The organism is Streptomyces sp. SID5643 (genome assembly GCF_009872555.1).
GTDB classification, from domain to species: Bacteria; Actinomycetota; Actinomycetes; order Streptomycetales; family Streptomycetaceae; genus Streptomyces; species Streptomyces iakyrus.
On record NZ_WWIC01000075.1, the window covers coordinates 36,319 to 60,323 of the forward strand.

The 24,005-nt window shown below is 72.1% G+C and carries 22 protein-coding genes; 17 read left to right on the forward strand and 5 right to left on the reverse strand.

Annotation, left to right across the window (positions count from 1 at the left end; genetic code table 11):
- Positions 1-28: 28 nt before the first annotated feature.
- Together GTY56_RS09380 and GTY56_RS09385 are read left to right on the forward strand one after the other, a co-directional pair.
- On the forward strand, positions 29-1,417 hold the full coding sequence (locus tag GTY56_RS09380) for a cystathionine beta-synthase (RefSeq protein WP_107457106.1): 1,389 nt from the start codon (positions 29-31) through the stop codon (positions 1,415-1,417).
- A gap of 382 nt (positions 1,418-1,799) precedes the next feature.
- Entirely contained in the window at positions 1,800-2,222 is a 423-nt protein-coding gene (locus GTY56_RS09385) for a DUF6924 domain-containing protein (protein WP_161364371.1), read from the forward strand.
- Here GTY56_RS09385 and GTY56_RS09390 read toward each other — a convergent pair.
- The gene (locus tag GTY56_RS09390; protein ID WP_161364373.1) at positions 2,190-3,056 is read right to left on the reverse strand and encodes a helix-turn-helix transcriptional regulator; all 867 of its coding nucleotides are present in this window, start codon (positions 3,054-3,056) and stop codon (positions 2,190-2,192) included. The two genes, GTY56_RS09385 and GTY56_RS09390, sit on opposite strands and share 33 nt — an antisense overlap.
- A 145-nt stretch (positions 3,057-3,201) precedes the next feature.
- Here GTY56_RS09390 and GTY56_RS09395 point away from each other — a divergent pair, with 145 nt between their 5' ends.
- The gene (locus GTY56_RS09395; protein WP_161364375.1) at positions 3,202-3,963 is read left to right on the forward strand and encodes an SDR family oxidoreductase; all 762 of its coding nucleotides are present in this window, start codon (positions 3,202-3,204) and stop codon (positions 3,961-3,963) included.
- A gap of 15 nt (positions 3,964-3,978) precedes the next feature.
- Here GTY56_RS09395 and GTY56_RS09400 read toward each other — a convergent pair whose 3' ends face one another.
- The gene (locus GTY56_RS09400) at positions 3,979-4,404 is read right to left on the reverse strand and encodes a hypothetical protein (protein WP_161364426.1); all 426 of its coding nucleotides are present in this window, start codon (positions 4,402-4,404) and stop codon (positions 3,979-3,981) included.
- A 291-nt stretch (positions 4,405-4,695) separates the two neighbouring features.
- On the opposite strand from GTY56_RS09400, the gene GTY56_RS09405 reads away from it, so the two are divergent.
- From GTY56_RS09405 to GTY56_RS09415, 3 genes are all read left to right on the forward strand, one after another.
- Positions 4,696-6,276, forward strand: coding sequence for an alpha/beta hydrolase (locus GTY56_RS09405; protein ID WP_161364377.1), 1,581 nt, complete (start codon positions 4,696-4,698; stop codon positions 6,274-6,276).
- A gap of 142 nt (positions 6,277-6,418) precedes the next feature.
- Positions 6,419-7,261, forward strand: coding sequence for a MurR/RpiR family transcriptional regulator (locus GTY56_RS09410; RefSeq protein ID WP_161364378.1), 843 nt, complete (start codon positions 6,419-6,421; stop codon positions 7,259-7,261).
- Between the two features lie 87 nt (positions 7,262-7,348).
- Positions 7,349-7,933: a hypothetical protein gene (locus GTY56_RS09415; protein ID WP_161364380.1), complete on the forward strand. Its 585-nt coding sequence runs from the start codon at positions 7,349-7,351 to the stop codon at positions 7,931-7,933.
- 184 nt (positions 7,934-8,117) lie between these two features.
- On the opposite strand, the gene GTY56_RS09420 is transcribed toward GTY56_RS09415, so the two are convergent.
- Positions 8,118-9,491 carry a type III PLP-dependent enzyme domain-containing protein gene (locus tag GTY56_RS09420; RefSeq protein WP_161364382.1) on the reverse strand — a complete coding sequence of 458 codons (1,374 nt, stop codon included), beginning with the start codon at positions 9,489-9,491 and terminating at the stop codon, positions 8,118-8,120.
- Between the two features lie 129 nt (positions 9,492-9,620).
- On the opposite strand from GTY56_RS09420, the gene hutU reads away from it, so the two are divergent.
- From hutU to GTY56_RS09445, 5 genes are all read left to right on the forward strand, one after another.
- Positions 9,621-11,285 carry a urocanate hydratase gene (gene hutU / locus GTY56_RS09425; RefSeq protein WP_161364384.1) on the forward strand — a complete coding sequence of 555 codons (1,665 nt, stop codon included), beginning with the start codon at positions 9,621-9,623 and terminating at the stop codon, positions 11,283-11,285.
- Positions 11,282-12,499 (forward strand): allantoate amidohydrolase, encoded by a 1,218-nt coding sequence (locus tag GTY56_RS09430; protein WP_161364385.1) that lies wholly within the window; start codon positions 11,282-11,284, stop codon positions 12,497-12,499. The genes hutU and GTY56_RS09430 overlap by 4 nt, the downstream gene beginning before the upstream one ends.
- A complete protein-coding gene (locus GTY56_RS09435) occupies positions 12,490-13,842 on the forward strand; it encodes a formimidoylglutamate deiminase (RefSeq protein WP_161364387.1) in 1,353 nt (450 codons plus the stop codon). The genes GTY56_RS09430 and GTY56_RS09435 overlap by 10 nt, the downstream gene beginning before the upstream one ends.
- Positions 13,839-15,116, forward strand: a complete 1,278-nt coding sequence (hutI, locus tag GTY56_RS09440; protein WP_161364389.1) for an imidazolonepropionase — start codon at positions 13,839-13,841, stop codon at positions 15,114-15,116. The genes GTY56_RS09435 and hutI overlap by 4 nt, the downstream gene beginning before the upstream one ends.
- Before the next feature lie 67 nt (positions 15,117-15,183).
- Positions 15,184-15,504, forward strand: coding sequence for a hypothetical protein (locus GTY56_RS09445; protein WP_161364391.1), 321 nt, complete (start codon positions 15,184-15,186; stop codon positions 15,502-15,504).
- 94 nt (positions 15,505-15,598) lie between these two features.
- Here the strand turns inward: GTY56_RS09445 and GTY56_RS09450 are convergent, their stop codons facing one another.
- Entirely contained in the window at positions 15,599-16,525 is a 927-nt protein-coding gene (locus GTY56_RS09450; RefSeq protein ID WP_033312019.1) for an RNA polymerase sigma factor SigF, read from the reverse strand.
- Positions 16,526-16,764: 239 nt separating this feature from the next.
- Here GTY56_RS09450 and GTY56_RS09455 point away from each other — a divergent pair, with 239 nt between their 5' ends.
- The 4 genes from GTY56_RS09455 to GTY56_RS09470 all read left to right on the forward strand — a co-directional run bounded on the left by GTY56_RS09455 (position 16,765) and on the right by GTY56_RS09470 (position 19,942).
- Positions 16,765-17,142, forward strand: coding sequence for an STAS domain-containing protein (locus GTY56_RS09455; protein ID WP_161364393.1), 378 nt, complete (start codon positions 16,765-16,767; stop codon positions 17,140-17,142).
- A 243-nt stretch (positions 17,143-17,385) separates the two neighbouring features.
- The gene (locus tag GTY56_RS09460; protein WP_161364395.1) at positions 17,386-17,940 is read left to right on the forward strand and encodes an ATP-binding protein; all 555 of its coding nucleotides are present in this window, start codon (positions 17,386-17,388) and stop codon (positions 17,938-17,940) included.
- Positions 17,941-18,191: 251 nt separating this feature from the next.
- Entirely contained in the window at positions 18,192-18,893 is a 702-nt protein-coding gene (locus GTY56_RS09465; protein ID WP_161364397.1) for an LPXTG cell wall anchor domain-containing protein, read from the forward strand.
- Positions 18,894-18,952: 59 nt separating this feature from the next.
- Positions 18,953-19,942, forward strand: coding sequence for a hypothetical protein (locus GTY56_RS09470; protein WP_161364398.1), 990 nt, complete (start codon positions 18,953-18,955; stop codon positions 19,940-19,942).
- Between the two features lie 57 nt (positions 19,943-19,999).
- Here GTY56_RS09470 and GTY56_RS09475 read toward each other — a convergent pair whose 3' ends face one another.
- Positions 20,000-21,505 carry a peptide MFS transporter gene (locus GTY56_RS09475; protein WP_161364400.1) on the reverse strand — a complete coding sequence of 502 codons (1,506 nt, stop codon included), beginning with the start codon at positions 21,503-21,505 and terminating at the stop codon, positions 20,000-20,002.
- 514 nt (positions 21,506-22,019) lie between these two features.
- Between GTY56_RS09475 and GTY56_RS09480 the strand changes: the two genes are divergently transcribed.
- Entirely contained in the window at positions 22,020-22,697 is a 678-nt protein-coding gene (locus GTY56_RS09480; protein WP_062927250.1) for a response regulator transcription factor, read from the forward strand.
- A 35-nt stretch (positions 22,698-22,732) separates the two neighbouring features.
- Entirely contained in the window at positions 22,733-24,004 is a 1,272-nt protein-coding gene (locus GTY56_RS09485; RefSeq protein WP_161364402.1) for a sensor histidine kinase, read from the forward strand.
- Position 24,005: the final 1 nt, after the last annotated feature.

Below are 24,005 nucleotides of genomic sequence, written 5' to 3' on the forward strand. Positions count from 1 at the left end.
GAAACTTTTGCGGCATCCGGAGACAACGGTGCAATTTCACGACTCGATGATCAGCCTCGTCGGCAACACCCCGCTGGTGAAGCTCAACAGCGTGACCAAGGGCATCAGGGCGACCGTCCTGGCCAAGGTGGAGTACTTCAACCCCGGCGGCTCGGTGAAGGACCGCATCGCCCTGCGCATGATCGAGGCCGCGGAGGAGAGCGGCGCCCTCAAGCCCGGCGGCACGATCGTCGAGCCGACCAGCGGCAACACCGGCGTCGGGCTCGCCATCGTCGCTCAGCAGAAGGGGTACAAGTGCATCTTCGTGTGCCCCGACAAGGTGAGCACGGACAAGATCAACGTGCTGCGCGCGTACGGCGCCGAGGTCGTGGTGTGCCCGACCGCCGTCGACCCCGAGCACCCGGACTCCTACTACAACGTCTCCGACCGGCTGGTCCGTGAGACGCCCGGAGCCTGGAAGCCCGACCAGTACTCCAACCCCAACAACCCGCTCTCCCACTACCACTCGACCGGCCCCGAGCTGTGGGAGCAGACGGAGGGGAAGATCACCCACTTCGTGACGGGCGTGGGTACCGGCGGCACCATCTCCGGGACCGGGCGCTACCTCAAGGAGGCCAGTGACGGCAAGGTGAAGGTCATCGGCGCGGACCCCGAGGGCTCGGTCTACTCCGGCGGCTCCGGCCGGCCCTACCTCGTCGAGGGCGTCGGCGAGGACTTCTGGCCGACCGCCTACGACCGGACCGTCGCGGACGAGATCGTCGCCGTGTCCGACAAGGACTCCTTCCAGATGACCCGCCGCCTGGCCAAGGAGGAGGGCCTGCTGGTCGGCGGCTCCTGCGGCATGGCCGTCGTGGCCGCGCTGGAGGTCGCCGCGCGGCTCGGCGAGGACGACGTCGTGGTGGTGCTGCTGCCGGACAGCGGCCGCGGCTACCTCAGCAAGATCTTCAACGACGAGTGGATGGCCGACTACGGCTTTCTGGAGGACACGGGCCCGAGCGCCCGCGTCGCTGACGTCCTCGCCGACAAGGAGGGCGACCGCATGCCCTCCCTCGTGCACATGCACCCGGAGGAGACGGTCGGTCAGGCCATCGACGTGCTGCGCGAGTACGGCGTCTCGCAGATGCCGGTGGTCAAGCCGGGCGCCGGCCACCCCGACGTGATGGCGGCCGAGGTCGTCGGCTCCGTCGTCGAACGCGAGCTGCTGGACGCGCTGTTCAGCAAGAGCGCCTCGCTGGAGGACCCGCTGGAGAAGCACATGTCCGGCCCGCTGCCCCAGGTCGGCTCCGGCGAACCCGTCGCCGACCTGATGGCCGTGCTGGGCAAGGCGGACGCGGCGATCGTCCTCGTCGAGGGCAAGCCGACCGGTGTGGTCAGCCGGCAGGACCTGCTGTCCTTCCTCGCCCGCACGGGTAAGTGACGGCCAACCTGCGGTGAACCGCCCGTGAACCGGGTGAACTTGCGGCGTCCGTGATCTTCGCGGACGCCGCGGAACCGGTACGCGGGTGTCACGTTCGCGCAGCACCCGCTTAACACGCGTCCTGCACATTGGTGGATGTCGGCAGGGCGGGAGCGGCTCCCCGCCCCGGCCGGCGCCGAACGGCGTCACAGGACCTCCGGAGCGGCTCCCGGACCTCCACGGACGCCATGGACGCGCACGCCCGGCCCTGACCGGGCCCGCGTCCTTCGCGGGGACCGCCGTCGTCCCGCCCCCCGGTCACGGGGGTGCGGCGGTCCCCGCGCATTCTTCTTCCCGATCCTCCGGCTGCCGGGTTGTCGGTGGCGGATGGCAGGATCCCCGCATGCCACTGCCTCAGCCCCACGACCTGACCACGCTCGTGCTGCGCACCGACTTCGGCGACGACGAGGCGTGGGATGCGCTGTGCGCCGCTCTCGACGGGGCCGACGAGCATCCGTGCGCCACCCGCGTCAGCGATCCCCGGTTCGCAGGCGCCGGCATTCAGGCACTGCTCGCCGAGGAGTCGGCCGCCGGGGAGGACGAGCGGATCTGCGAGGTCTTCCTCGCCGACGCGACGGCCCTGGCCGGACCGGAGCACCCGCTCCTGGCCGTCGACCTCTTCACGGAGCCGGGGCGGACCTTCCGGGTCCCGGTCCGCTGGTACCCGGAGATGTCCGCCAACCTGAGCATCGCCAACATGGACTTCGCGGAGTACGCCGACGCCGCGGACCCCTCAGGCACGTTCCGGGGCTTCGGGGACGGCTGAGGACCAGCTCCCCAGCAGCGCCAGGCGCTCCGCCGTCTCCGAGCCCGGCTCGGGCGTGTAGGCCACGATCGTCTGGTCCGGGGCCGCCGGGATCGTGAGGGTCTCGTAGGGGAGGGTCAGCAGGCCCGCGACCGGGTGGCGCAGGAGCTTCACGCCGTGGTCGCAGGGCTTGACCAGGTGGTCGGCCCACAGGCACCGGAACTCCTCGCTGGCGCGGGTGAGTCCGGCGACGAGTTCGCCCGTGACGGGGTCCCCGGGATGGTGGCCCGCCTGGAGGCGCAGGTGCGCGACCGTCTGGGCGGCGATCGCGGACCAGTCCGGATAGAGCGCGCGCGAGGCGGGGTCGAGGAAGAGCCGGCGCGGCAGGCTGAGGTCGCCCGGGCCGCTGAAGCCGAGCACGGCGTCGGCGAGGTCGTTCCAGGCGAGGACCTCCATGCGGTGGTCCAGAACGTAGGCGGGGTTGCGGTCCATGCCGTCCAGGAGCAGCCGGACACCCGGGCGGACCCGGGACGCGGCGGATCCGGGCCCGTCCTGCCGGCGCGGCCGTGCCACCGCCCGCAGATACGCGTGCTCGGCATCGTCCAGCCGCAGCACCCGGGCGATCGCGTCCAGCACGGCGTCCGAGACGCCCCCGGACTTGGTCCGGCCGGGGTCCCCGGGCCCCCTGCCCTGTTCGAGGCGGACGTAGTAGTCGACGCTCACCCCGGCCAGCTGCGCCACCTCCTCGCGGCGCAGACCCGGGACGCGGCGGCGGCCGTACGAGGGCAGCCCCACCTCTTCCGGCCGGATCCGGGCGCGGCGCGAGCGCAGGAAGTCTCCCAGTTCTCCGTCCATGGGTACGAGCCTAGGCCGCCCGGGCCCGGCGAACCTGGTACTGCCGGACCCAGGATGAGCGCAGCCCTGGGTGGCGCGGCCGGAGCCGCCGAGGGTGGTGGCCGAGGCCGGGGACACGCCCCGGCCGCCACACAGGGAGTACCCCATGTCGTACGACAACCTGGCCGGCCGTACCGCCGTCGTCACCGGAGCCGCGAGCGGGATCGGCGAGGCCGTCGCCGTGCTGCTGGCCGCGCACGGGGCCCGGGTGGCCCTGCTGGCCCGGCGGGCGGACCGGCTGACGGCGATCGCCGGAAAGATCCGGGCCGAGGGCGGGCAGGCCCTGGCCGTCGCCGCGGACGTCACCGACGAGACGTCCGTGGCCGAAGCGGCCGACCGCGTCCACGCGGAGTACGGGACCGTCGACCTGGTCGTGAACTGCGCCGGCGTCATGCTGCCCCACCCCGTGGACGCCCGGCGCGCCGACGAGTGGCAGCGGATGCTCGACACCAACGTCGCCGGGGTGCTGCGGGTGACCGGAGCCTTCACCGGCGACCTGGTGAGCGCCGCAGCGGACGGCCGTACCGCCGACGTCGTGAACATCTCGTCCGTCGCCGCGCACGTCAGTTTCCCGAACTACGCGGTGTACGGCGCGACCAAGGCGGCCGTCACCTACCTGTCGGAAGCCCTGCGCAAGGAGTTCGGGCCGCGGGACGTCCGGATGACCAACATCGAGCCCGGCTTCGTCGAGAGCGAGCTGCGCACCCACATCTCCGACGCCGAACTCTCCCGGCAGGTGGAAGACATGTTCGACGTGGTGGGCGCTCTGTCCGCGGAGGAGCTGGCCGACCTGGTGGCCTACGCGACGAGCCGGCCGCGGCGGGTCAACCTGCGGCAGATCGTCGCGCTGCCGACGCGGCAGGTCTGAACGGCGTGTGCGCGCTCAGTCCTCCCAGTCACTGTCCTGGGAGGACCTGCGGCGGTGCCCGAAGAGGTTCGGGTTGGTGCGGAGCGCCTGGACGACGTTGACGCCGACGATGCCCGCCCAGGCTACGAGCAGTCCGGGCAGACGGGCCGTGCCCGCGCCGATCGCCGACAGCGGCACCGCGAGGACCAGGGAGACGATCCCGAAGCCGAACCGCTCGCCCCACGAGTCCGTGACCTTCGGGGACCGGGAGTCCCGGGCCGTCTGCATCTGCTGCTCGGCGAGCTGCCGGCGCACCCGGCGCTCCACCGCGCCGTCGATCCGCTGGTCGACCTTCTCCAGGAACGAGTCGACCAGCGCCGACTCGTACTCCTCGCCCAGATCCCTGCGTGCGTGCAGGGTGGCGTCCAGTTCCCTCTTGAGGTCGGTGTCCCGCGCGTCCATTCCCGTCATGCCGTCCACGGTAGAAAGCGGCGACGCCGGGCGCACTGGGGTTAGCCCCCCGGTTCCGTGGGGGGCTACCGGTCACCCCGCTGAAGCAACTCCCTTGCAGAACCCCATCTCGGACAGACGGCGAACAGCCGGTCGCGGTTGTCCGACTCCAGCACTATCCGCCCCAACTCCCGGTACTCCCGCAGTGGGAGAGGAACACGGCCCTGTGGAGGGATCAATCCGCGTCATGCGCGCGGCAGGGTGGATGCGTCCCCCACGCATCGACTCAAGGACCCAACTCCCTTGCGCAACAGCCGAATAGCCCTCGTACTCGCGGTCGGCGCCGTCACCCCCTTGGTCCCCGTGCTGACCCCTGCCACCGCGGCCGCCGCGGAGAATCCCCTGCGCCCTTACCTCCAGCAGAAACCGGCCTGGCACCGCTGCGACAGGGAACTGCCCGCCTCTTTGCAGTGCGCCACGATCAAAGTGCCGCTCGACTACGGCAGACCGGGCGCCAAGAAGCTCGACCTCGCGATATCCAGGATGAAGACGAGCACCAAGAGGGAACGGCGCGGTGTGCTTCTGCTCAACCCGGGTGGCCCGGGCGGACCGGGCGTCGACATGCCGCAGTACATGGCCGACGAGCTTCCCAAGGCCGTGAAGAACAAGTACGACCTCATCGGCTTCGACCCGCGCGGCATCGGCCGGAGTTCCCCCGTCGGCTGTGGCCTGACGGCCGACGAACGGAACTGGGAACGGCCGTACAGAGCCGAGACGTTCACCAAGGACGTGAAGTGGGCCCGGACCGTCGCGGAGAAGTGCGACAGGAAGCAGGGTGACAAGCTGCGCCACGTCACCACCCGCAACACCGCCCGGGACATGGACGTCATCCGCGCGGTGCTGGGCGAGAAGAAGATCTCCTACCTCGGATACTCCTACGGCACCTACCTCGGCGCCGTGTACACGCAGATGTTCCCCAGGCGCTCCGACCGTTTCGTGCTGGACAGCGCCGTCGACCCGGCCCGCATCTGGCGCGGGATGATCCAGGTCTGGGCGGAGGGCGCCGAGCCCGCCTTCACCCGATGGGCCGAGTGGACCGCCGCGCGGCATGCCACCTACAAGCTGGGCCGGACTCCCGAGGCGGTCCGGGGGACCTTCTACGGCCTGGTCGCCCAGGCCGACCGCAAGCCGATCGACCTCGACGGCACGCTGCTGAGCGGCGACGACATCCGCGGAGGCTTCCGGGGCATGTTCTTCGGCACACGCGACGCCGCCGAAGCGGTCGCCGCATTGAAGAAGGCCGCCGACGGAGCTCCCCGGTCCGCCGACCGGGAACTCAGGACGCCCGAGCCCGTTCCGCCGTCCTTCGGCCGGACCGTGCCCGAGGACAACGGCGACGCCGGCTTCTGGGCCGTCGTCTGCGCCGACACCCGCGCCTGGCCGCGTGATCCGGAGCAGTACCGCAAGGACGCGATCCGGGACAAGGCCAGGTACCCGCTGTACGGCGACTTCGCCTCCCACATCAAGCCCTGCGCCTTCTGGAAGAAGACCGGCAGCGAGCCCGCCACCAGGATCGCCAACAAGGTCGGCGCGCTGATCCTCCAGAACGAGTGGGATTCCCAGACGCCGCTGACCAGCGGCCAGGGCCTGCGCCGCGCCATGAAGGGCTCGAAGATGGTCACGGTCGCCGGAGGTGTCGGACACGGCATCTACGGCAACAAGTCGTGCGCCGACAAGACGGCCACCACCTACCTGACCACCGGCAAACTTCCCGCGAAGGACGTGACCTGCAAGGCCGCTCCGGCCGCGGACGAACGCCGCATCCCCAATCGGCTGCCGCTCCCGACACCGCCGGGCGTCCCGGGGATGGCCGGCCGCTTCTGATCGCGGGGACCGGCGCCTGACCGGTGCGGCGGGGACGAGGCCTGACGGCTTCCGGGGCCGGCACGGCCTACCTGCCGGCTTGCCGCTCTGCATATGCTCATGCAGAATCCTCAGCTACTGAATAGGCGAGGGGGAGCACGTCATGAGCGTGACCGACAGCCCTGCCGCGCGGCTCCAGGCGCTCTTCGAGGGCCACCGGCTGACGCCGACCCAGCGGCGCATCGCACACAGCATGGTGCGGCGCGCGGCCGAGGTGCCGTTCCTGTCGAGTGTGGAGCTCGCCGAGCTGGCCGGGGTCAGCCAGCCCTCCGTGACCCGCTTCGCCGTCGCCCTCGGCTTCGACGGCTACCCCGCCCTGCGCCGCCATCTGCGCGAGGTCGCCCCGGCCGAACCCGCCGCCGAGGCCGGGGCGCACAACGAGTACCAGCAGGCCGTCGAGGCCGAGATCGAGAACCTGCGGCACCTGGCGGAGGCACTGGCCGATCCCGCGCCCGTCCAGCGCGCGGGGCAGATCCTCGCGGCCTCCCGCCCGCTGCTCGTCCTCGGCCTGCGGGCGGCCGCCGCACAGGCGCACGGCTTCGCCTACTTCGCCGCCAAGGTCCACCCCGACGTACGGCTGCTCGGCGAGGGCGGCACGATGCTCCAGGACCGCATCGACGCCGCCGTCCGGGCCGGCGCGAGCGCACTGCTCTGTTTCGCGCTGCCCCGGCACCCGCGCGAGGTCGTCGACACCCTCGCCTACGCCAAGGAGGCCGGGCTGACCGTCGTCACGGTCGCCGACTCCGCGTTCGCACCCGTCGCCAAGGTGTCCGACCTGCTGCTGCCCGCCGCGGTCGGCACCGGCCTCGCCTTCGACACGGCCTGCGCGCCGATGCTGCTCGGCCGGGTCCTGCTGGAGGCCATGTGCGACGACCTGCCCCAGGCCCAGTCGCGCCTGGAGGAGTTCGACACGAAGGCGGCGGCGCGGGGCCTGTTCGTCGACTGACGGCACATGCGGATTTTAAGACTCGTCTCACGTGGCGTCGCTACCGTACGTCTCCCCGAGGCTTCGAAGACCGGACGGAGGCTGGACGTGACGCGCGGAGGACAGGGACTGGCCCGGGTGGCCGTCGTCGTACGGGCGGGGGCGGCCCCGCTGTGGTGGCTGGGCGTACTCGCGGCGGGCATCGGCCTGGCGGCGCCGGGCCTGACCGGACGCCGCATCGGCGTCCTGGCCGGAGCGGCCCTCTTCGTCGTGGCGACGGCCGTCGCGGCCTGCACTCGCCGCAAGCGCTACGTGGCCCTGGCCGCCTCGGCGTCCCGGGCCGGCAAGCACGACGTACTCCAGGACCGCGCCGTCACGGTACGCAACTGGCGCCGAGGACACCGCTGGTGGCTCCTGCTCGCCTTCCTCGCCGCCCTCGGCAGCGCGTTCGCGGCCCCGGCCGCCGGGGGCATGCTGCTGGCCGGCTGCGGGGCGGGCCTGTGGCTGAAGTCGGCCTGGCTGGGCCGCCGGGAGCAGGCCGGTGAAGCGCTGCTGTGGGTCCGCGTGGACTGGCTGCGCGGGGGAGCGGCCCATCCGGCCGGCAAGCAGGTGCGCGCGTACCGCAGCACGGGCATCGCGGCGGGCGACGCGGCCCCGGGAGGCGCGCGGAGGAAGTCACCGGCGTTGGTGTGACGGCCGTTTCCGGGGCGCGGGGCCGTGCGATGTGCGGCCCCGCCGCGTGGGCGCGACAAGCCGCGACGCTCCCGGGGCCGGCGGCCGGGCCCAACCCCCTGCGCCGGCGTGATCGGCAGTGGTTGGCCCACCCAGGGGCGCGGGGAACGCCGCGCCGCGCCACGCCGCGCCCGCGGCCGGGGTCCTACGGAACCCTCCACCCCGCTCGCGTCAACGCGTCCACCTGCGCCCCGCCCGACTCGGCGACGACCTCCTCCACGGTCTGCGCCCGGCGCACCACCGCGAAGCGACCGCCCGGCCCGAACCCGTACACCCCGGGCCGCACCAGCGAGTTGTAGCCGTAGTGGTGCGCGAAGTAGTACGCCCCGGTGTCCAGCGCCACCGCGTAGTCCCCCTGTTCCAGCAACGGCATGGACCGCCCCTCGGCCAGCAGGTCTCCCGCGAAACAGGCCGGCCCCGCGACGTCCTGCACCACCGCCGGCCCCTCCTTCGGCCGCCCCTTCGCGTCGTACGCGCCGATGCGCAACGGCCAGCTTCCCGGCACGTACACCGTCCGCGCGGCCACCTGCACCCCGGCATGCGTCACCGCCACGGCCCGCCCGCCGGAGGTCTTCGTGTACTCGACGCGCGCCACCACCGTCCCGTGCTTCGCCAGCAGCGACCGCCCGAACTCGGTGACCAGTCGGTACCGCCCGTCGAGCAGCCCCGGTACCTCCCGGGCCAGCAGCCGCGCGTACTGCGCGTACGTCGGGGTCGTCGCGTCCGACGCGAAGTTCACCGGCAGGCCGCCGCCGATGTCGAGCGTGTCGACCTGACGCCGCCCGGCCCGCCGGTTGATCTCCTCCGCCAGCGCGTACGTCTCCGCCACGCCCCGTGCCATCAGGGTGAGCGGGACGCCCTGGGAGCCGGTGTGAGCGTGCAGGCGGGTCAGCCACGGCCGGTCCAGATACGCCTGGACGACCCATTCCCGGGCCCCCTCGTCGCGCAGCGCGACGCCGAACTTCGAGGTGGCCGTCGCCGTGGACAACGCCTCGATGGAACCGCCGCCGACCTGCGGGTTCACCCGGATTCCGAGAGGGGAGCGGCCGGCCCCCGACCGCATCAGGGTGTCGATGCGGTCCAGCTCCTGCGGATTGTCGGCGTTGACGGCGATGCCCAGCGACAGCGCCTCGCGCAGCTCGGCCGGCGTCTTCGCGGGCGAGTCGAGCACCGTCGTCTCCACCGGCATGCCCGCCGCCCGCGCCAGGGCCAGCTCACCGGGGCTCGCGACCTCCGCGCCGACCCCCTCCTCCCGCAGCAGCCGCAGCACCGGCACCAGCGGGGTCGCCTTCACCGCGAAGGCGTGCAGTACGGGCGTGCCCGGCGCCACCACCGCGGCGAACGCCGCCCGCAGCTCCGCCGCCGACTCCCGGATACCGGTGACGTCCAGCAGCCCGACGATGGGGCTGTCGGGCCCGAGCAGTCCTTGCTCCACGGCCGCCCGCACCGCCTCGTCCCGCCGGGCCGCCCGCCCGGCCCCGTCGTCGCCCGCGTCGTCCGCCTCGATGTGTGCGCCCATGCATCCAGCCAAACACCCACCGCACCGCCGCGCCGACACCTCAGGCGTATTGACTAGCCCTATTCATAAGGCCAGGATGTGAATAGAGTCAGCAACATTCCGCCGGGAGCACCCACCAGGAGGCAGCCCATGTCAGGACCCCGCCCCGTCCGAGCACCGCGCGGCACGGAACCGAGCGCCCTGGGATGGCAGCAGGAAGCCGCCCTGCGGATGCTGCAGAACAACCTCGACCCGGAGGTCGCCGAGCACCCCGACAAGCTCGTCGTCTACGGCGGCACCGGCAAGGCCGCCCGCGACTGGCGCTCCTTCGACGCCATGGTGCGCACCCTGAAGGGGCTGAAGCAGGACGAGACCATGCTGGTCCAGTCCGGCCGCCCCGTCGGTGTCATGCAGACCCACGAGTGGGCCCCGCGCGTCCTCATCGCCAACTCCAACCTCGTCGGCGACTGGGCCAACTGGGAGGAGTTCCGTCGCCTCGAACAGCTCGGCCTGACCATGTACGGGCAGATGACCGCCGGCTCCTGGATCTACATCGGCACCCAGGGCATCCTCCAGGGCACCTACGAGACCTTCGCCGCCGTCGCCGCGAAGAAGTTCCGCGGCACCCTGGCCGGGACCATCACCCTGACCGCCGGCCTCGGCGGCATGGGCGGCGCCCAGCCGCTCGCCGTGACCATGAACGACGGTGTCGCGATCTGCATCGACTGCGACCCCCGTGCCATCGACCGGCGCATCGAGCACCGCTACCTCGACGTGAAGGCCGACTCCCTGGACCACGCGCTCCGGCTGGCGACCGAGGCGCGTGACGCCCGCCGCCCCCTCTCCATCGGCGTCCTCGGCAACGCGGCCGAGCTGGTGCCGCAGCTCCTCGCCATGGGCGCCCCCATCGACATCGTGACCGACCAGACCTCGGCCCACGACCCGCTGGCCTACCTGCCGCTGGGCACCGCCTTCGAGGACATGGCCGACGCCGCGGCCAAGGACCCGGCCGGCTTCACCACCCGGGCCCGCGAGTCCATGGCCCGGCACGTCGAGGCGATGGTCGGCTTCATGGACGCCGGCGCCGAGGTCTTCGACTACGGCAACTCCATCCGCGGCGAGGCCCAGCTCGCCGGATACGACCGGGCCTTCGCCTTCCCCGGCTTCGTCCCCGCCTACATCCGCCCCCTGTTCTGCGAGGGCAAGGGCCCCTTCCGCTGGGCCGCCCTGTCCGGCGAGGCCTCCGACATCGCCAAGACCGACAAGGCGATCCTCGACCTCTTCCCGGAGAACGAGTCCCTGGCCCGCTGGATCAAGATGGCCGGCGAACGCGTCCACTTCCAGGGCCTGCCCGCCCGGATCTGCTGGCTCGGCTACGGCGAGCGCGACAAGGCCGGCGAGCGGTTCAACGACATGGTCGCGAGCGGGGAGCTGGCCGCGCCGGTCGTCATCGGCCGCGACCACCTCGACTGCGGTTCCGTCGCGTCCCCCTACCGCGAGACCGAGGCCATGCTCGACGGCTCCGACGCCATCGCCGACTGGCCACTGCTGAACGCCATGGTGAACGTCGCCTCCGGGGCGTCCTGGGTGTCGATCCACCACGGCGGCGGTGTCGGCATGGGCCGGTCGATCCACGCCGGCCAGGTGACGGTGGCCGACGGCACGCCGCTCGCGGGCGAGAAGATCCGCAGGGTGCTCACCAACGACCCCGGCATGGGCGTCATCCGCCATGTCGACGCCGGCTACGACATCGCGGAGTCGGTGGCGGGGGAGCGGGGCGTGCGCGTCCCGATGCGCGAGGGTGACGGCGCGTGAGTTTCCACAGCATGTGGGCGGAGCTGCTGCCGGTCGGCCGCAGCTCCGCGTCCGGTGGCTACCGCCGCTTCGCCTGGACGGACGCCGACGCCGACTGCCGCGCCTGGTTCGAGGACCAGGCCCGCGCGCGGGGCCTCACCCACGAGGTCGACCGGAACGGCAACCAGTGGGCCTGGCTGGGCGACCCCGTCGAGGGGGACGCCGTCGTCACCGGCTCGCACCTGGACTCCGTGCCGGACGGCGGCGCCTTCGACGGGCCCCTCGGAGTCGTGTCCGCCTTCGCCGCTCTGGACGAACTGCGCGGCAGGGACGCCCGCTTCACCCGCCCCTTCGGCATCGTGAACTTCGGCGACGAGGAGGGCGCCCGGTTCGGGCTCGCCTGCGTCGGTTCCCGGCTCACCGCCGGGCAGCTCACCCGCGAGCAGGCGCACCGCCTCACCGACGGCGACGGCGTGACACTGCCCCGGGCCATGGAAGCGGCCGGCTACGATCCCGACGCCCTCGGGCCGGACCCCGAACGGCTCGCCCGCATCGGCGCCTTCGTCGAACTGCACGTCGAACAGGGCCGGGCCCTGGACCTGTCCGGCGACCGGGTCGGCATCGCCAGCGCCATCTGGCCGCACGGCCGGTGGCGGTTCGACTTCCGCGGCGAGGCCAACCACGCCGGCACCACCCGCCTCGCCGACCGGCGCGACCCCATGCTGTCCTACGCCGAGACCGTCCTCGCCGCCCGGCGCGAGGCCGAACTCGCCGGAGCGGTCGCCACCTTCGGCAAGATCGCCGTCGAGCCCAACGGCGTCAACGCCATCCCCTCCCTGGTGCGCGGCTGGCTCGACTCCCGTGCCGAGGACCAGACGCGCCTCGACACCGTGGTCGGCGGCATCGAGAAAGCGGCCCGGAGCTACGCGGACGCGCACGGCATCGACCTCGACGTCGTCCGCGAGTCCTTCACCCCCGTCGTCGAGTTCGACCACGGCCTGCGCGACGAACTCGCCCGCATCCTCGGCACGGACACCGGCCTCACCGTCCCCGTCCTCGGCACCGGCGCCGGACACGACGCCGGGATCCTGTCCGGGAGCATCCCGACCGCCATGCTGTTCGTGCGCAACCCCACCGGCGTCTCCCACTCCCCGGCCGAGTCCGCGAGCGAGGACGACTGCGTGGCCGGGGTACTCGCACTCGCCGACGTACTGGAAGGACTGGCGTGCAGGTGACGACAGCAGCCGCGCGGACGTACTGGCTGGAGCACGCCTGGCTCGGAGCTCACGTGGAGCCGGGTGTCGCCCTGGAGGTCGCGGACGGCCGCATCACCGCCGTCCGCACCGGCACCCCCGCCCCGCCGCCCGGCGCCGAGGTCCTGCGCGGGCTCACCCTGCCCGGCCTGGCCAACGCGCACAGCCACGCCTTCCACCGCGCCCTGCGCGGCACCGTCCAGGTCGGCTCCGGAACCTTCTGGACCTGGCGCGAGGTCATGTACGCCACGGCCGCCCGGCTCACCCCGGACCGCTACCACGCCCTCGCCCGCGCCGTGTACGCCGAGATGGCCCTGGCCGGCATCACGGCCGTCGGCGAGTTCCACTACGTCCACCACGCCGTCGGCGGCACCCCCTACACCGATCCCAACGCCATGGGCGAGGCCCTCATCGCGGCCGCCGCCGAAGCCGGGATCCGCATCACCCTCCTCGACACCGCCTATCTCTCCTCCGGCTTCGGGCAGCCGCCCACCGCCCACCAGCTCCGCTTCTCCGACGGCGACGCCGAGGCCTGGGCCGCACGCTCTTCACTTCTCAAGGAACGGGACCACGCACGGATCGGCGCGGCGATCCACTCCGTACGGGCCGTGCCCGCCGAGCAGTTGGAGACCGTCGCACGGTGGGCCGGGGAGCGGCGGGCCCCGCTCCATGTGCACCTGTCCGAGCAGACTGCCGAGAACGAGGCGTGCCGGGAGGTCCACGGCTGCACCCCGACCCAGCTCCTCGCGCTGCACGGCGTCCTCGGACCGCGCACCACCGGCGTCCACAACACCCACCTCACCGCCGAGGACATCTCCCTCATCGGCGGCAGCGGCACCGGCACCTGCATGTGCCCGACCACCGAGCGGGACCTCGCCGACGGCATCGGGCCGGCCGTCGCCCTCCAGAACGAAGGCTCACCCCTCTCCCTCGGCTCCGACAGCCACGCCGTGATCGACCTGCTCGAAGAGGCGCGGGCCATGGAGCTCAACGAGCGGCTGCGCACCCGCACCCGAGGTCACTGGACGGCGGCGGCCCTGCTGCGGGCGGCCTCCGCCGACGGCCACGCGGCCCTCGGCTGGGAGGACGCGGGCGCCCTGGAGGCCGGCGCGCTCGCCGACTTCACCACCATCGCCCTCGACTCGGTCAGGACGGCAGGGCCGCTTCCGCGGCTCGGGGCCGAGACGGCCGTATTCGCCGCGTCGGCAGCGGACGTGTCGCATACGGTCGTGGCAGGACGGCACGTCGTACGGGACGGGGTCCACTCCCTCGTACCGGATGTGCCGAAAGCCCTCGCGGACGCCGTCGCAGCCCTGCGCGGATGAAGCCGAAGAAACCGGGCAGCGAACCCGCCCCCACCGCCGACCAGGCCACCAAGGACGCCATGAGCAACGCGACGACCGTCAGCCCCGCCCACTCCGCGAGCACCGCAAGCACGCTCATCACGAACATCGCAAGCCTGGTCACCAACGACCCCTCCCTCGGTGACGGATCCCCCCTCGGACTGATCCAGGACGCGGCCGTCGTCATCGAGGGCGACCGCATCGCGTGGACCGGTGATCACAGGAAAGCACCCGCCACTGACAATCGGGTCGACGCCGGCGGCCGGGCGGTCCTGCCCGGCTTCGTCGACTCCCACTCCCACCTCGTCTTCGCCGGCGACCGGACGCAGGAGTTCAACGCCCGCATGTCCGGGCGCCCCTACAGCGCGGGCGGCATCCGCACCACCGTCGCGGCCACCCGGGCGGCGGGCGACGAGGAACTCGAAGCCAACGTCACCCGTTACCTCGCCGAAGCCCTCCGCCAGGGCACCACCACCTTCGAGACCAAGTCCGGCTACGGCCTGACCGTCGAGGACGAGGCCCGTGCCCTGCGCATCGCCGCCGCCCACACCGACGAGGTCACCTACCTCGGCGCGCACATCGTCCCGCCGGACCACGCCGAGGACCCGGCCGGCTATGTCGCCCTGGTCACCGGCGAGATGCTCGACGCCTGCGCCCCGCACGCCCGCTGGATCGACGTGTTCTGCGAGAAGGGCGCCTTCGACGGCGACCAGGCCCGCGCGATCCTGACCGCCGGCATGGCAAAGGGCCTGCATCCCCGCATCCACGCCAACCAGCTCTCCTACGGCCCCGGCGTGCAGCTCGCGGTCGAACTGGACGCGGCCAGCGCCGACCACTGCACCCACCTCACGGACGCGGACGTGGACGCCCTGGCGAACAGCCGTACGGTCGCGACGCTGCTGCCCGGTGCCGAGTTCTCCACACGGGCCGCATGGCCGGACGCCCGGCGGCTGCTGGACGCCGGTGTCACGGTCGCGCTGTCCACGGACTGCAACCCCGGCTCGTCCTTCACCTCGTCCGTCCCGTTCTGCGTCGCCCTGGCGGTACGGGACATGGGGATGACGCCCGACGAGGCGCTGTGGTCGGCCACGGCGGGCGGCGCCGCGGCCCTGCGGCGCACCGACATCGGCCGCCTCACCCCGGGCGCGTACGCCGATCTGACGCTCCTCGACGCCCCGAGCCACGTCCACCTGGCCTACCGCCCCGGCGTCCCCCTGGTCAGCGGGGTGTGGCGGCGCGGACAGCGGGTGGTGTGATCACCGGACAGGTGACCACGCGGTGGTGCGCCGGCGGACGGCGGGCAGCACCGGAGGGCGGAGACGGATGGCGAAGCACTGGTCAGTACCACTCGTGGTGAACCTGCTGCTGGGGATACCGGGCGTGGTGCCGTTCTGGCTGCTGTGGTACTTCGCGGCGAACGGGCCGCTCGCCGCGGCAGGCCTGACCACGCGGGAACCGACCGAGGACGACGGCATGGCCCTCTGGCTCGTGATCGTGATCCCCGTCGTCACGCTGTACGGCCTGATCTGGTGGCTCGCCAACCAGCCGCTCCGGCGCAGCACGACGCTCGCTCCGCTCACCTACTGGCTGCTGAGCCTGACGGCCCCGCTGCTCCCCACGGCCGCGCTGTTCCTCAACTCCTGAGCCGCCCCGGAACCTCCCGGAGGCCGTCGGGACACGCGCCCGGGGGCGGGCCGTGCGGCCCGCCCCCGAAGGACACGTTCACCGGGGTCGAGGATCACTCCTCGACGGTCAGCCCCTTGCGCAGCCGCACCAGCGTCCGCGACAGCAGACGCGAGACGTGCATCTGCGAGATGCCGAGTTCTTCGCCGATCTCCGACTGGGTCATGCCGGCCACGAACCGCAGGGACAGGATCTTGCGGTCGCGCGGCGGCAGTTCGGCTATCAGCGGCTTCAAGGACTCGACGTACTCGATGCCTTCGAGTCCGTGGTCCTCGTAGCCGATGCGGTCCGCGAGCGCGCCCTCGGAGTCGTCCTCCTCCGGCTGGGCGTCCAGCGAGGAGGCGGTGTAGGCGTTCGAGGCGGCCATGCCCTCGACGACCTCGTCGTTGGAGAGACCGAGGCGTTCGGCCAGCTCGGCCACCGTGGGGGCGCGGTCGAGCTTCTGGGCCAGTTCGTCACCGGCCTTGGCCAGGTCGAGCCGCAGCTCCTGGAGCCGCCGCGGAACGCGCACGGACCACGAGGTGTCGCGGAAGAAGCGCTTGATCTCGCCGACGATCGTCGGCATCGCGAACGTGGGGAACTCCACACCGCGGGACAGCTCGAAGCGGTCGATCGCCTTGATCAGGCCGATGGTGCCGACCTGGATGATGTCCTCCATCGGCTCGCTGCGGGAGCGGAACCGGGAGGCCGCGAACTTGACCAGCGCGAGGTTCAGTTCGACGAGCGTGTTGCGGACGTACGAGTACTCGTGGGTCCCTTCCTCCAGCGTCTCCAGACGCTCGAAGAGGGTCTTGGACAGGGCCCGGGCGTCGACCGCGTCGACTTCCTCGTACGGGGGGATGTCCGGAAGTCCGGCGAGAAGACCGTCCTGTGTGACGAGCATCTCGTCCTGCTCGATGGGATCCAGATGTTCCGGAGGGGGTGTCGACGTCGCTTTCTGGGTACGCGATGCGTCGAGCCGGGGTGACATGATGTCCTCCATCGTTCTCGGCATATGGCTGCCGGAGCCGTTAGGTGCACTGCGGTGTGCGGCGCCTCCAAAGCCGGCCGTGGTCGGGTACGTGTCCTTACTAGGCCTACCCGCTTTCCCGAGCCCACCGCAAGTGCGTTCTGTGGGCATATGTCCGTTTGTGTGTAGTTGTTCGGGTGTCGAAGCGTGCTGGGAAGGCGTAGTGTTCGAGGGCGTCAGCAACCACCTCGACGTCGGGAGAGAGAGACGGCATGGACCGCGGGACGGTCGGCAGCGCACAGTCTGGCCGGCTTCTGGTGGAGGTGCGGGAAGAGGGCTCTAGTGCCGTCGTGACCCCGGCGGGTGAGTTGGATCACCACACCGCCGATCTGTTGCGTGAGCCACTCGAGGACTGCCTCGCCAAGGGATTCAAGCGCCTGGTCATCGATTGCGCGCGCCTGGAGTTCTGCGACTCCACGGGGCTCAACGTGCTCCTCGGGGCGCGGCTGAAGGCGGAGGCCGCCGGTGGCGGCGTCTCGCTCGCCGGCATGCAGCCGGTGGTGGCACGCGTATTCGAGATCACGGGCGCGGATGCGGTCTTCAGCGTCCATGACTCGCTCGAGGTGGCCCTGGCCGACGAGTCGGGCTGACCGGCGGTGTGTCGGTGCGCGGCGCCTCGGACATCCCCCTGTGACCGGTGTGTCGGCCCTGTCACGTCATTCGTGCGGAATACATGGGTGTTCCACTCGCCCGCCAGGGCAGGAGACATCCTGAACCTGTCGGTCGCCGGGGTGGCGGGGGTGCCGCGAAACCGCCGCGCCGCGCGCTGCGTGACCGACCGTGCAATGGACTTTTTGAATCGTGAACTGGTGAATCGGTGAGGTGAAGCGCTGATGAGCACCACCCGGCCTTACTCGCCGGGCGACCGCGGGTCGGAGCCCGGCGGCGCTTCCGGGGCGTCCGAGGGCGGCGTAGCGGCGGCCGGTGCGTCCGGCGAGGGCGTGGGTGCGTCGCCCGGGGCCGTGGCGCCGCCGGGCGGCCCGCAGGTGCGCCGGCTGAGCTTCGGCGACGAGAGCGGCGTCGTTCCGATGGCCCGCGACTTCACCCGCCAGGCGCTGTACGCGTGGGGCTGGCTGCCCGCCGCCTCCGCCGATCAGCGGGCCGCCGCCGAGGACGTGCTGCTGGTCGTCTCCGAGCTGGTCACCAACGCCTGCCTGCACGCCGAGGGGCCGGACGAGCTGCTCATCACCTGCGACAACAAGGTGATCCGCGTCGAGGTCGCGGACCGGGGCACCGGCCAGCCGGCCCCCCGCACCCCGCACCGCGCGGGTCGCCCGGGCGGTCATGGCATGTTCATCGTGCAGCGGCTGTGCCTGGACTGGGGGGTCGTCCGTACGCCGGGAGTCTCCGGCAAGACGGTGTGGGCGGAACTGGGCGCACCTGCCTGATATCGGGCAGATCTCGCCCTTCAGGGTCCACTTTTCTGACTCCGGACACATCGGCGCGATTCGTGCATACCTGTCTGTTCCTGTGCGCAGCTGTCGGATTTCCGGCCGGTGCGGGAGCCCGCCGTGCGGCCGAACGGGTGACCGTGCCGCCGTGGATCCGGCGTGCGCTGTGTCTTCCTTCCTCAAGGCCCCGGGCGTACCTTGACGGCCCTATCTGATGCGCCGTCAGGAACAGGAAGGGGAGCGGCACCGTGTCGTACCGGAAACGAACCGCCGTGCTCGCGTCCGCCGCGGCCCTGGCCGGCTCGGCGGTGTGGATGGCCGCCCCCGTCGCCCGGGCCGAGGTCGTCGACGTCAACTACCAGTGCAAGACCCCGATCGGCGACAAGAGCGCCGTCTCGCCCATCGACATCAAGGGCGTCAAGCAGGGCGACGGCTACCGGATCACCATGTCCTGGCAGAAGGGCGTCTCCTCCAGCCCGGTCGAACTGGGCAAGGGCGCGATGACGCCCAGCGCCACCATCGCACTGGGCGGCGCGGACAGCGGCACCCTGTCGGTGACCGGCCCCGCCAACGACGCCGCGATCCCGGCCAACACCCCCATCAAGATCAGCGACCTGAGCGGCACGTACACGCCGGAGAAGAGCGGCGAGGTCACCTTCACGGCCGCTGTGCTCACCATCAAGGCGCTCGGCACGACGACCACGTGCACCCCGACGAACGACCCGGGCCCGTCCCTCACCCTCGACGTCACGGCCGCCGGCGGCGGGGGCACCACCGGCTCCGCCCAGGGCGGCGGCTCCGGCCCGGACAGCGGTGCCGGACTACCGCGGACCGGTCCCGCGGACTCGGCCGTCGCCCTCGGTACCCTCGGCGGCACGGTCCTGCTCGCCGGAGCGGCAGGTGCCTTGTGGCTGACCCGGCGTCACCGGGAGGCAGGGGCGGGCCGTTGAGCGCCGCACACCCTCGCCGGCAGGTGTACCGCTGAGCGCAACGACCGCTGGAGCCGCCGATGCCGCCCGCCGTCCGTTCCACGTATGGGTCACTGCCGGTTCTGCTCGTGCTGCTGCTGGTCCTGGCGGGTGCCGGGCCCGCAGGGGCGGCGGAGCGGCCCGTGGTCGAACTGTCCGCGTCCCAGGCCGGGGCGGGCGGTTCCGTCACCGTCAGCGGCAGCGGCTGGCGGCCCCGTGCCCTGCTGACGCTGCTCGTGTGCGGGCAGGCCGAGCCGAAGCGGGGGGTGACGGGCGGCACCAACTCCTGCGCCAACGCCGACGGCCGGGCCGTCACCACCGACGCCGAGGGGCGCTTCCGCCGTGAGCTGCCCGTCGTCGAACCGCCGGTGCCGTGCCCCTGCGTGGTGCACGTGGCGACCGTGACGGGGGCGGCGGCCGAGGCCGACGCGGCCCTCCAGGTCGCCGGGCACGCCGTCGAACCGCTGCCGGCGGACGCGGCCGGGGGGCGGCTGTCCCTGCTCGCGGACACGAGGCTGCGGGGCTCCGGCGGTCTGCTCACCTGGTTCGGCTCTCCGCCCGCCCGGACCCTCGTGGTCACCGTCGGCAACGTCGGCACGTCCCCCGTGCGCGACCCGGTCTTCCAGGTCGGCACCGCGCACGGCGTGTTCGCCCCCGAGTGGCAGGACCAGCGGTGGCGGGGCACGATCCGGCCCGGCGGCAAGGCCCGTGTCGAGCTGCCCGTGGAGCTCGCGCCCGGCGCGCACGGCGACTACACCGTGACGCTGAAGTACGGCGGCAAGGTGCTCGCCGAACACCCCTGGGGCGTGGGCCGCCCCTGGGGCGTGACGCTGTTCTGGATCCTCGTCCTGCTGGTCGTCCCCGCGGCGCTCTTCCGGGCCGCACTGGCCGTGGTCGACCGGGTGCACCCGCGCCGCCCCGGTCACGCGGCCCGGCCGCCGAGCCGTCTGCGGCTGCCCGCCGCCCGCAGGTCCGCGGCCCCGCCCTGGTTCGCCCCGGAAGCCGACCGGTCCGAGGCGCGCAACCCATGACGAAGGGCCGCCGCACCCCGGGTGCGGCGGCCCTCGGCCGGAATCAGATGACCGGCGTCAGCGGACGTCGCCCATCATGGCCCTGACCTTCTTGCGGTACATGTACACCGCGAAGCCCGCGACCACGGCCAGCGCCGCCTCCAGCGCCACGAAGCCCGTCCGGTCGAGGTTGATCCCGCCGACGGCCGGGTTGGACAGCAGCGCGGTGACGGAGTCACCCGCGGTGACCGCGAGGAACCAGACGCCCATCATCTGCGAGGCGTACTTCGCCGGTGCCATCTTCGTCGTCACGGACAGGCCCACCGGCGACAGGGTCAGCTCACCGACGGTCTGCACGAAGTAGATCGCGACCAGCCACATCGCCGCGGCCTTGTGACCGCCCTCCGCGATCGACAGCGGGGCGAGGAACAGGAAGAAGGACGCACCCACCAGCACCAGGCCGGAGGCGAACTTCACGATGGTGCTCGGCTCCTTGCCACGCCGGTTCAGCCACAGCCACAGCCAGGCGAAGACGGGCGCCAGCGCCATGATCAGGACCGGGTTGACCGACTGGTACCAGGAGACCGGGAACTCCCAGCCGAAGACCGTGTTGTCGGCCTTGTCGCTGGCGAAGAGCGACAGGGTCGAGCCGCCCTGGTCGTAGATCATCCAGAAGACGGCGGCGGCGACGAAGAACCAGATGTACGCCGACACCTTGGAGCGCTCGCCGGAGTCCAGGTCCTTGTCGCGCAGGATGCGGGTGATGACCAGGATCGGCACGATCAGGCCGAGCAGCGTCAGCGGGATGAGCGCCCAGTTCAGGGTGAAGTGGCCGGTGCCGCCGACCAGACCGTAGAAGACCACGGCGACGGCCAGCCAGATCAGGCCCTTGCGCAGGGTGGACGCCTTCTCGGCGGGCGACAGCGGGGTCGGGACCTCGCTGCTCTTCGCGTCCAGGTGACGGCCGCCGAGCAGGAACTGCACGAGGCCCAGCGCCATGCCGAGCGCGGCCAGCGCGAAGCCCAGGTGCCAGTCGACGCTCTCGCCGACGGTGCCGATGACCAGCGGCGCGATGAAGGCGCCGAGGTTGATGCCGATGTAGAAGACCGTGAAGCCACCGTCGCGGCGCGGGTCCTCCGGGCCGTCGTAGAGGTGGCCGACCATCGTGGAGATGTTGGCCTTCAGCAGACCGGAACCGACGGCGACCAGGCCCAGGCCGACGTAGAAGCTCGCGGCGGCGGGCAGCGCCAGGCACAGGTGGCCGAGCATGATGACCACGCCCGCGACGGCGACCGTCTTGCGGGGGCCGAGCACACGGTCGGCGAACCAGCCGCCGGGCAGGGTGAGCAGGTACACCAGCGACAGGTACACGGCGTAGATCGCCGTCGCCGTGCCCGCGCTGAGGTGCAGGCCACCCGGGGCGACCAGGTACAGCGGGAGCAGGGCCCTCATGCCGTAGTAGGAGAAACGCTCCCACATCTCGGTCATGAACAGAGTGGCCAGTCCGCGGGGGTGGCCGAAGAAGGTCTTCTCGGAACCGGGGGTGTCCGGTCGGGCCGAGTCCTTCGTCAGGCTGGACGCCATGGTCGTTCCTTGCTGCTCGGGACGCGCCCCGCGGCAGCGGTGGTGCGCCCGGTGGGGGCTGCCGGCACCGGTGGGCATGGCCGTCCGCCCGACGCCTACGGGGGGCCGCTCCGGGTCACGGAGCGGTGGGCGGTCGCCACCGGGATCCACGCCTCTACGCGCGTCGCCGCACGAGGAGGCCCGGCCACAGGTCGTTTCTCTCGGGGGCCGGCGGGAACCGGCCCGCACACAAAAGAGACCTTCAGGGCGCTTGGCCTCCGAAGGTCGCCGTGGTGCTACAGGCGTCGATTCACCATACGGCAGGACACCGCCGCATATGGAAGGACTTGAGACTCGGATCACAGGTGCAAGGGGAACCGTACACACGGATTCCAAGGTCTTTACCGCGATCACACCTCAGAGGCAGAGGTCCGCACACTTACCCCGGCAACGTAAGAAGCGGGTATGCCAACGGTAAGAATCAAGGCTTCCGGTCACACCCCGGCTCAGGGCGTCGCAGGTCTACCATCACCTCATGACCCGTGTACTGCTCGCCGAGGACGATGCGTCCATCTCGGAGCCGCTGGCCCGCGCTCTGCGCCGGGAGGGCTACGAGGTCGAGGTCCGCGAGGACGGACCCACCGCTCTCGACGCCGGACTCCAGGGCGGCATCGACCTGGTCGTGCTCGACCTCGGCCTGCCCGGCATGGACGGTCTGGAGGTGGCCCGCCGCCTGCGGGGCGAGGGCCACGCCATCCCGATCCTCATCCTGACCGCGCGCGCCGACGAGGTGGACACCGTCGTCGGGCTCGACGCGGGCGCCGACGACTACGTCACCAAGCCGTTCCGGCTCGCCGAGCTGCTCGCGCGCGTGCGGGCCCTGCTCCGGCGCGGCGCCAGCGAGCCGCAGCAGCCGCCCGCCACCCACGGCGTGCGCATCGACGTCGAGTCCCACCGCGCCTGGATGGGCGAGGAGGAGCTCCAGCTCACCGCGAAGGAGTTCGACCTGCTGCGGGTGCTGGTGCGCGACGCGGGCCGGGTCGTCACCCGCGACCAGCTGATGCGGGAGGTCTGGGACACGACCTGGTGGTCGTCGACCAAGACCCTCGACATGCACATCTCCTGGCTGCGCAAGAAGCTCGGCGACGACGCGGCCAACCCGCGCTACATCGCCACCGTGCGCGGTGTGGGTTTTCGTTTCGAGAAGAGCTGAGCCGCGGGCAGGCACGGGCGATCGGGTAACAGGACATGCGCCGCCGACTGATCCAGTCCACGCTCGCCGTGGTGCTCGTCGTGATCGCCGTCTTCGGCGTCTCGCTCGTCATCGTCGAGACCAGGACGATCAGCAACAGTGCCCAGGAGCGGGTGGAGTCCGAGGCGGTGCGGCTGGCCAGCATCGTCGACAGCCGGCTCTTCGGGGCGCAGCAGGTCGACGCGGAGGTGCTGCGCGAGCAGGTCACGCAGGACCACTACTACGCGGTGATCCGCCTCCCCGGTGAGGCGCCGATCGAGGTCGGCACGAAGCCCGCCGGCGACGTCATCAGCGCGACCGCGTCCGGTGAGGAGGGCGAGACGGTCACCGTCCAGGAGCCGCGCTCCTCGGTGACGCGGGAGGTCGGCCGGACGCTGCTGATCATCGCGCTGGTGGCGCTGCTCGCGGTGATCGCCGCGGTGCTGCTGGCAGTCCGCCAGGCGAACCGGCTGGCGTCGCCGCTGACCGACCTGGCGGAGACCGCCGAGCGACTCGGCTCGGGTGATCCGCGCCCCCGGCACAGGCGGTACGGGGTGCCCGAGCTGGACCGGGTGGCCGACGTGCTGGACGGCTCCGCCGAGCGCATCGCCCGCATGCTGACCGCCGAACGCCGGCTGGCCGCGGACGCCTCCCACCAGCTGCGCACCCCGCTCACGGCGCTGTCGATGCGGCTGGAGGAGATCACCCTCACCGACGACCCGGACACCGTGAAGGAGGAGGCGACGATCGCCCTGACGCAGGTCGAGCGGCTGACGGACGTCGTGGAGCGGCTGCTGACGAACTCCCGCGACCCGCGCACCGGCTCCGCCGTCTCCTTCGACCTCGACGAGGTCATCCAGCAGCAGCTCGCCGAGTGGCGCCCGGCGTACCGCAGTGCGGGGCGGGCGATCGTCAGCTCCGGCAAACGGCATCTGCGGGCGGTGGGCACACCCGGCGCGGTCGCGCAGGTCCTGGCCGCGCTGATCGAGAACTCCCTCATGCACGGCGGCGGCACGGTGGCCCTGCGCACCCGCGTCACCGGCAACCAGGCGGTCATCGAGGTCACCGACGAGGGCCCCGGCGTCCCCGCCGACCTCGGCGCCCGCATCTTCGAGCGGGCGATCAGCGGCCGCAACTCCACGGGCATCGGCCTGGCGGTGGCCCGTGACCTGGCGGAGGCCGACGGCGGCCGCCTGGAGATGCTCCAGACCAAGCCCCCGGTCTTCGGCCTGTTCCTGTCCCGCACGGCACTGGCCAAGCCCCAGGACGACGAGCCGATGGTCCGCTAGG

Coding starts and splice junctions, on each gene's coding strand:
- GTY56_RS09385 (WP_161364371.1), top strand. CDS start 1,800: ATGCCACTGCCTCAGCCCCACGACCTGACCACGCTCGTGCTGCGCACC.
- GTY56_RS09390 (WP_161364373.1), bottom strand. CDS start 3,056: ATGGACGGAGAACTGGGAGACTTCCTGCGCTCGCGCCGCGCCCGGATC.
- GTY56_RS09395 (WP_161364375.1), top strand. CDS start 3,202: ATGTCGTACGACAACCTGGCCGGCCGTACCGCCGTCGTCACCGGAGCC.
- GTY56_RS09400 (WP_161364426.1), bottom strand. CDS start 4,404: ATGGACGCGCGGGACACCGACCTCAAGAGGGAACTGGACGCCACCCTG.
- GTY56_RS09410 (WP_161364378.1), top strand. CDS start 6,419: ATGAGCGTGACCGACAGCCCTGCCGCGCGGCTCCAGGCGCTCTTCGAG.
- GTY56_RS09420 (WP_161364382.1), bottom strand. CDS start 9,491: ATGGGCGCACACATCGAGGCGGACGACGCGGGCGACGACGGGGCCGGG.
- hutU (WP_161364384.1), top strand. CDS start 9,621: ATGTCAGGACCCCGCCCCGTCCGAGCACCGCGCGGCACGGAACCGAGC.
- hutI (WP_161364389.1), top strand. CDS start 13,839: ATGAAGCCGAAGAAACCGGGCAGCGAACCCGCCCCCACCGCCGACCAG.
- GTY56_RS09445 (WP_161364391.1), top strand. CDS start 15,184: ATGGCGAAGCACTGGTCAGTACCACTCGTGGTGAACCTGCTGCTGGGG.
- GTY56_RS09450 (WP_033312019.1), bottom strand. CDS start 16,525: ATGGAGGACATCATGTCACCCCGGCTCGACGCATCGCGTACCCAGAAA.
- GTY56_RS09455 (WP_161364393.1), top strand. CDS start 16,765: ATGGACCGCGGGACGGTCGGCAGCGCACAGTCTGGCCGGCTTCTGGTG.
- GTY56_RS09460 (WP_161364395.1), top strand. CDS start 17,386: ATGAGCACCACCCGGCCTTACTCGCCGGGCGACCGCGGGTCGGAGCCC.
- GTY56_RS09470 (WP_161364398.1), top strand. CDS start 18,953: ATGCCGCCCGCCGTCCGTTCCACGTATGGGTCACTGCCGGTTCTGCTC.
- GTY56_RS09475 (WP_161364400.1), bottom strand. CDS start 21,505: ATGGCGTCCAGCCTGACGAAGGACTCGGCCCGACCGGACACCCCCGGT.
- GTY56_RS09480 (WP_062927250.1), top strand. CDS start 22,020: ATGACCCGTGTACTGCTCGCCGAGGACGATGCGTCCATCTCGGAGCCG.
- GTY56_RS09485 (WP_161364402.1), top strand. CDS start 22,733: ATGCGCCGCCGACTGATCCAGTCCACGCTCGCCGTGGTGCTCGTCGTG.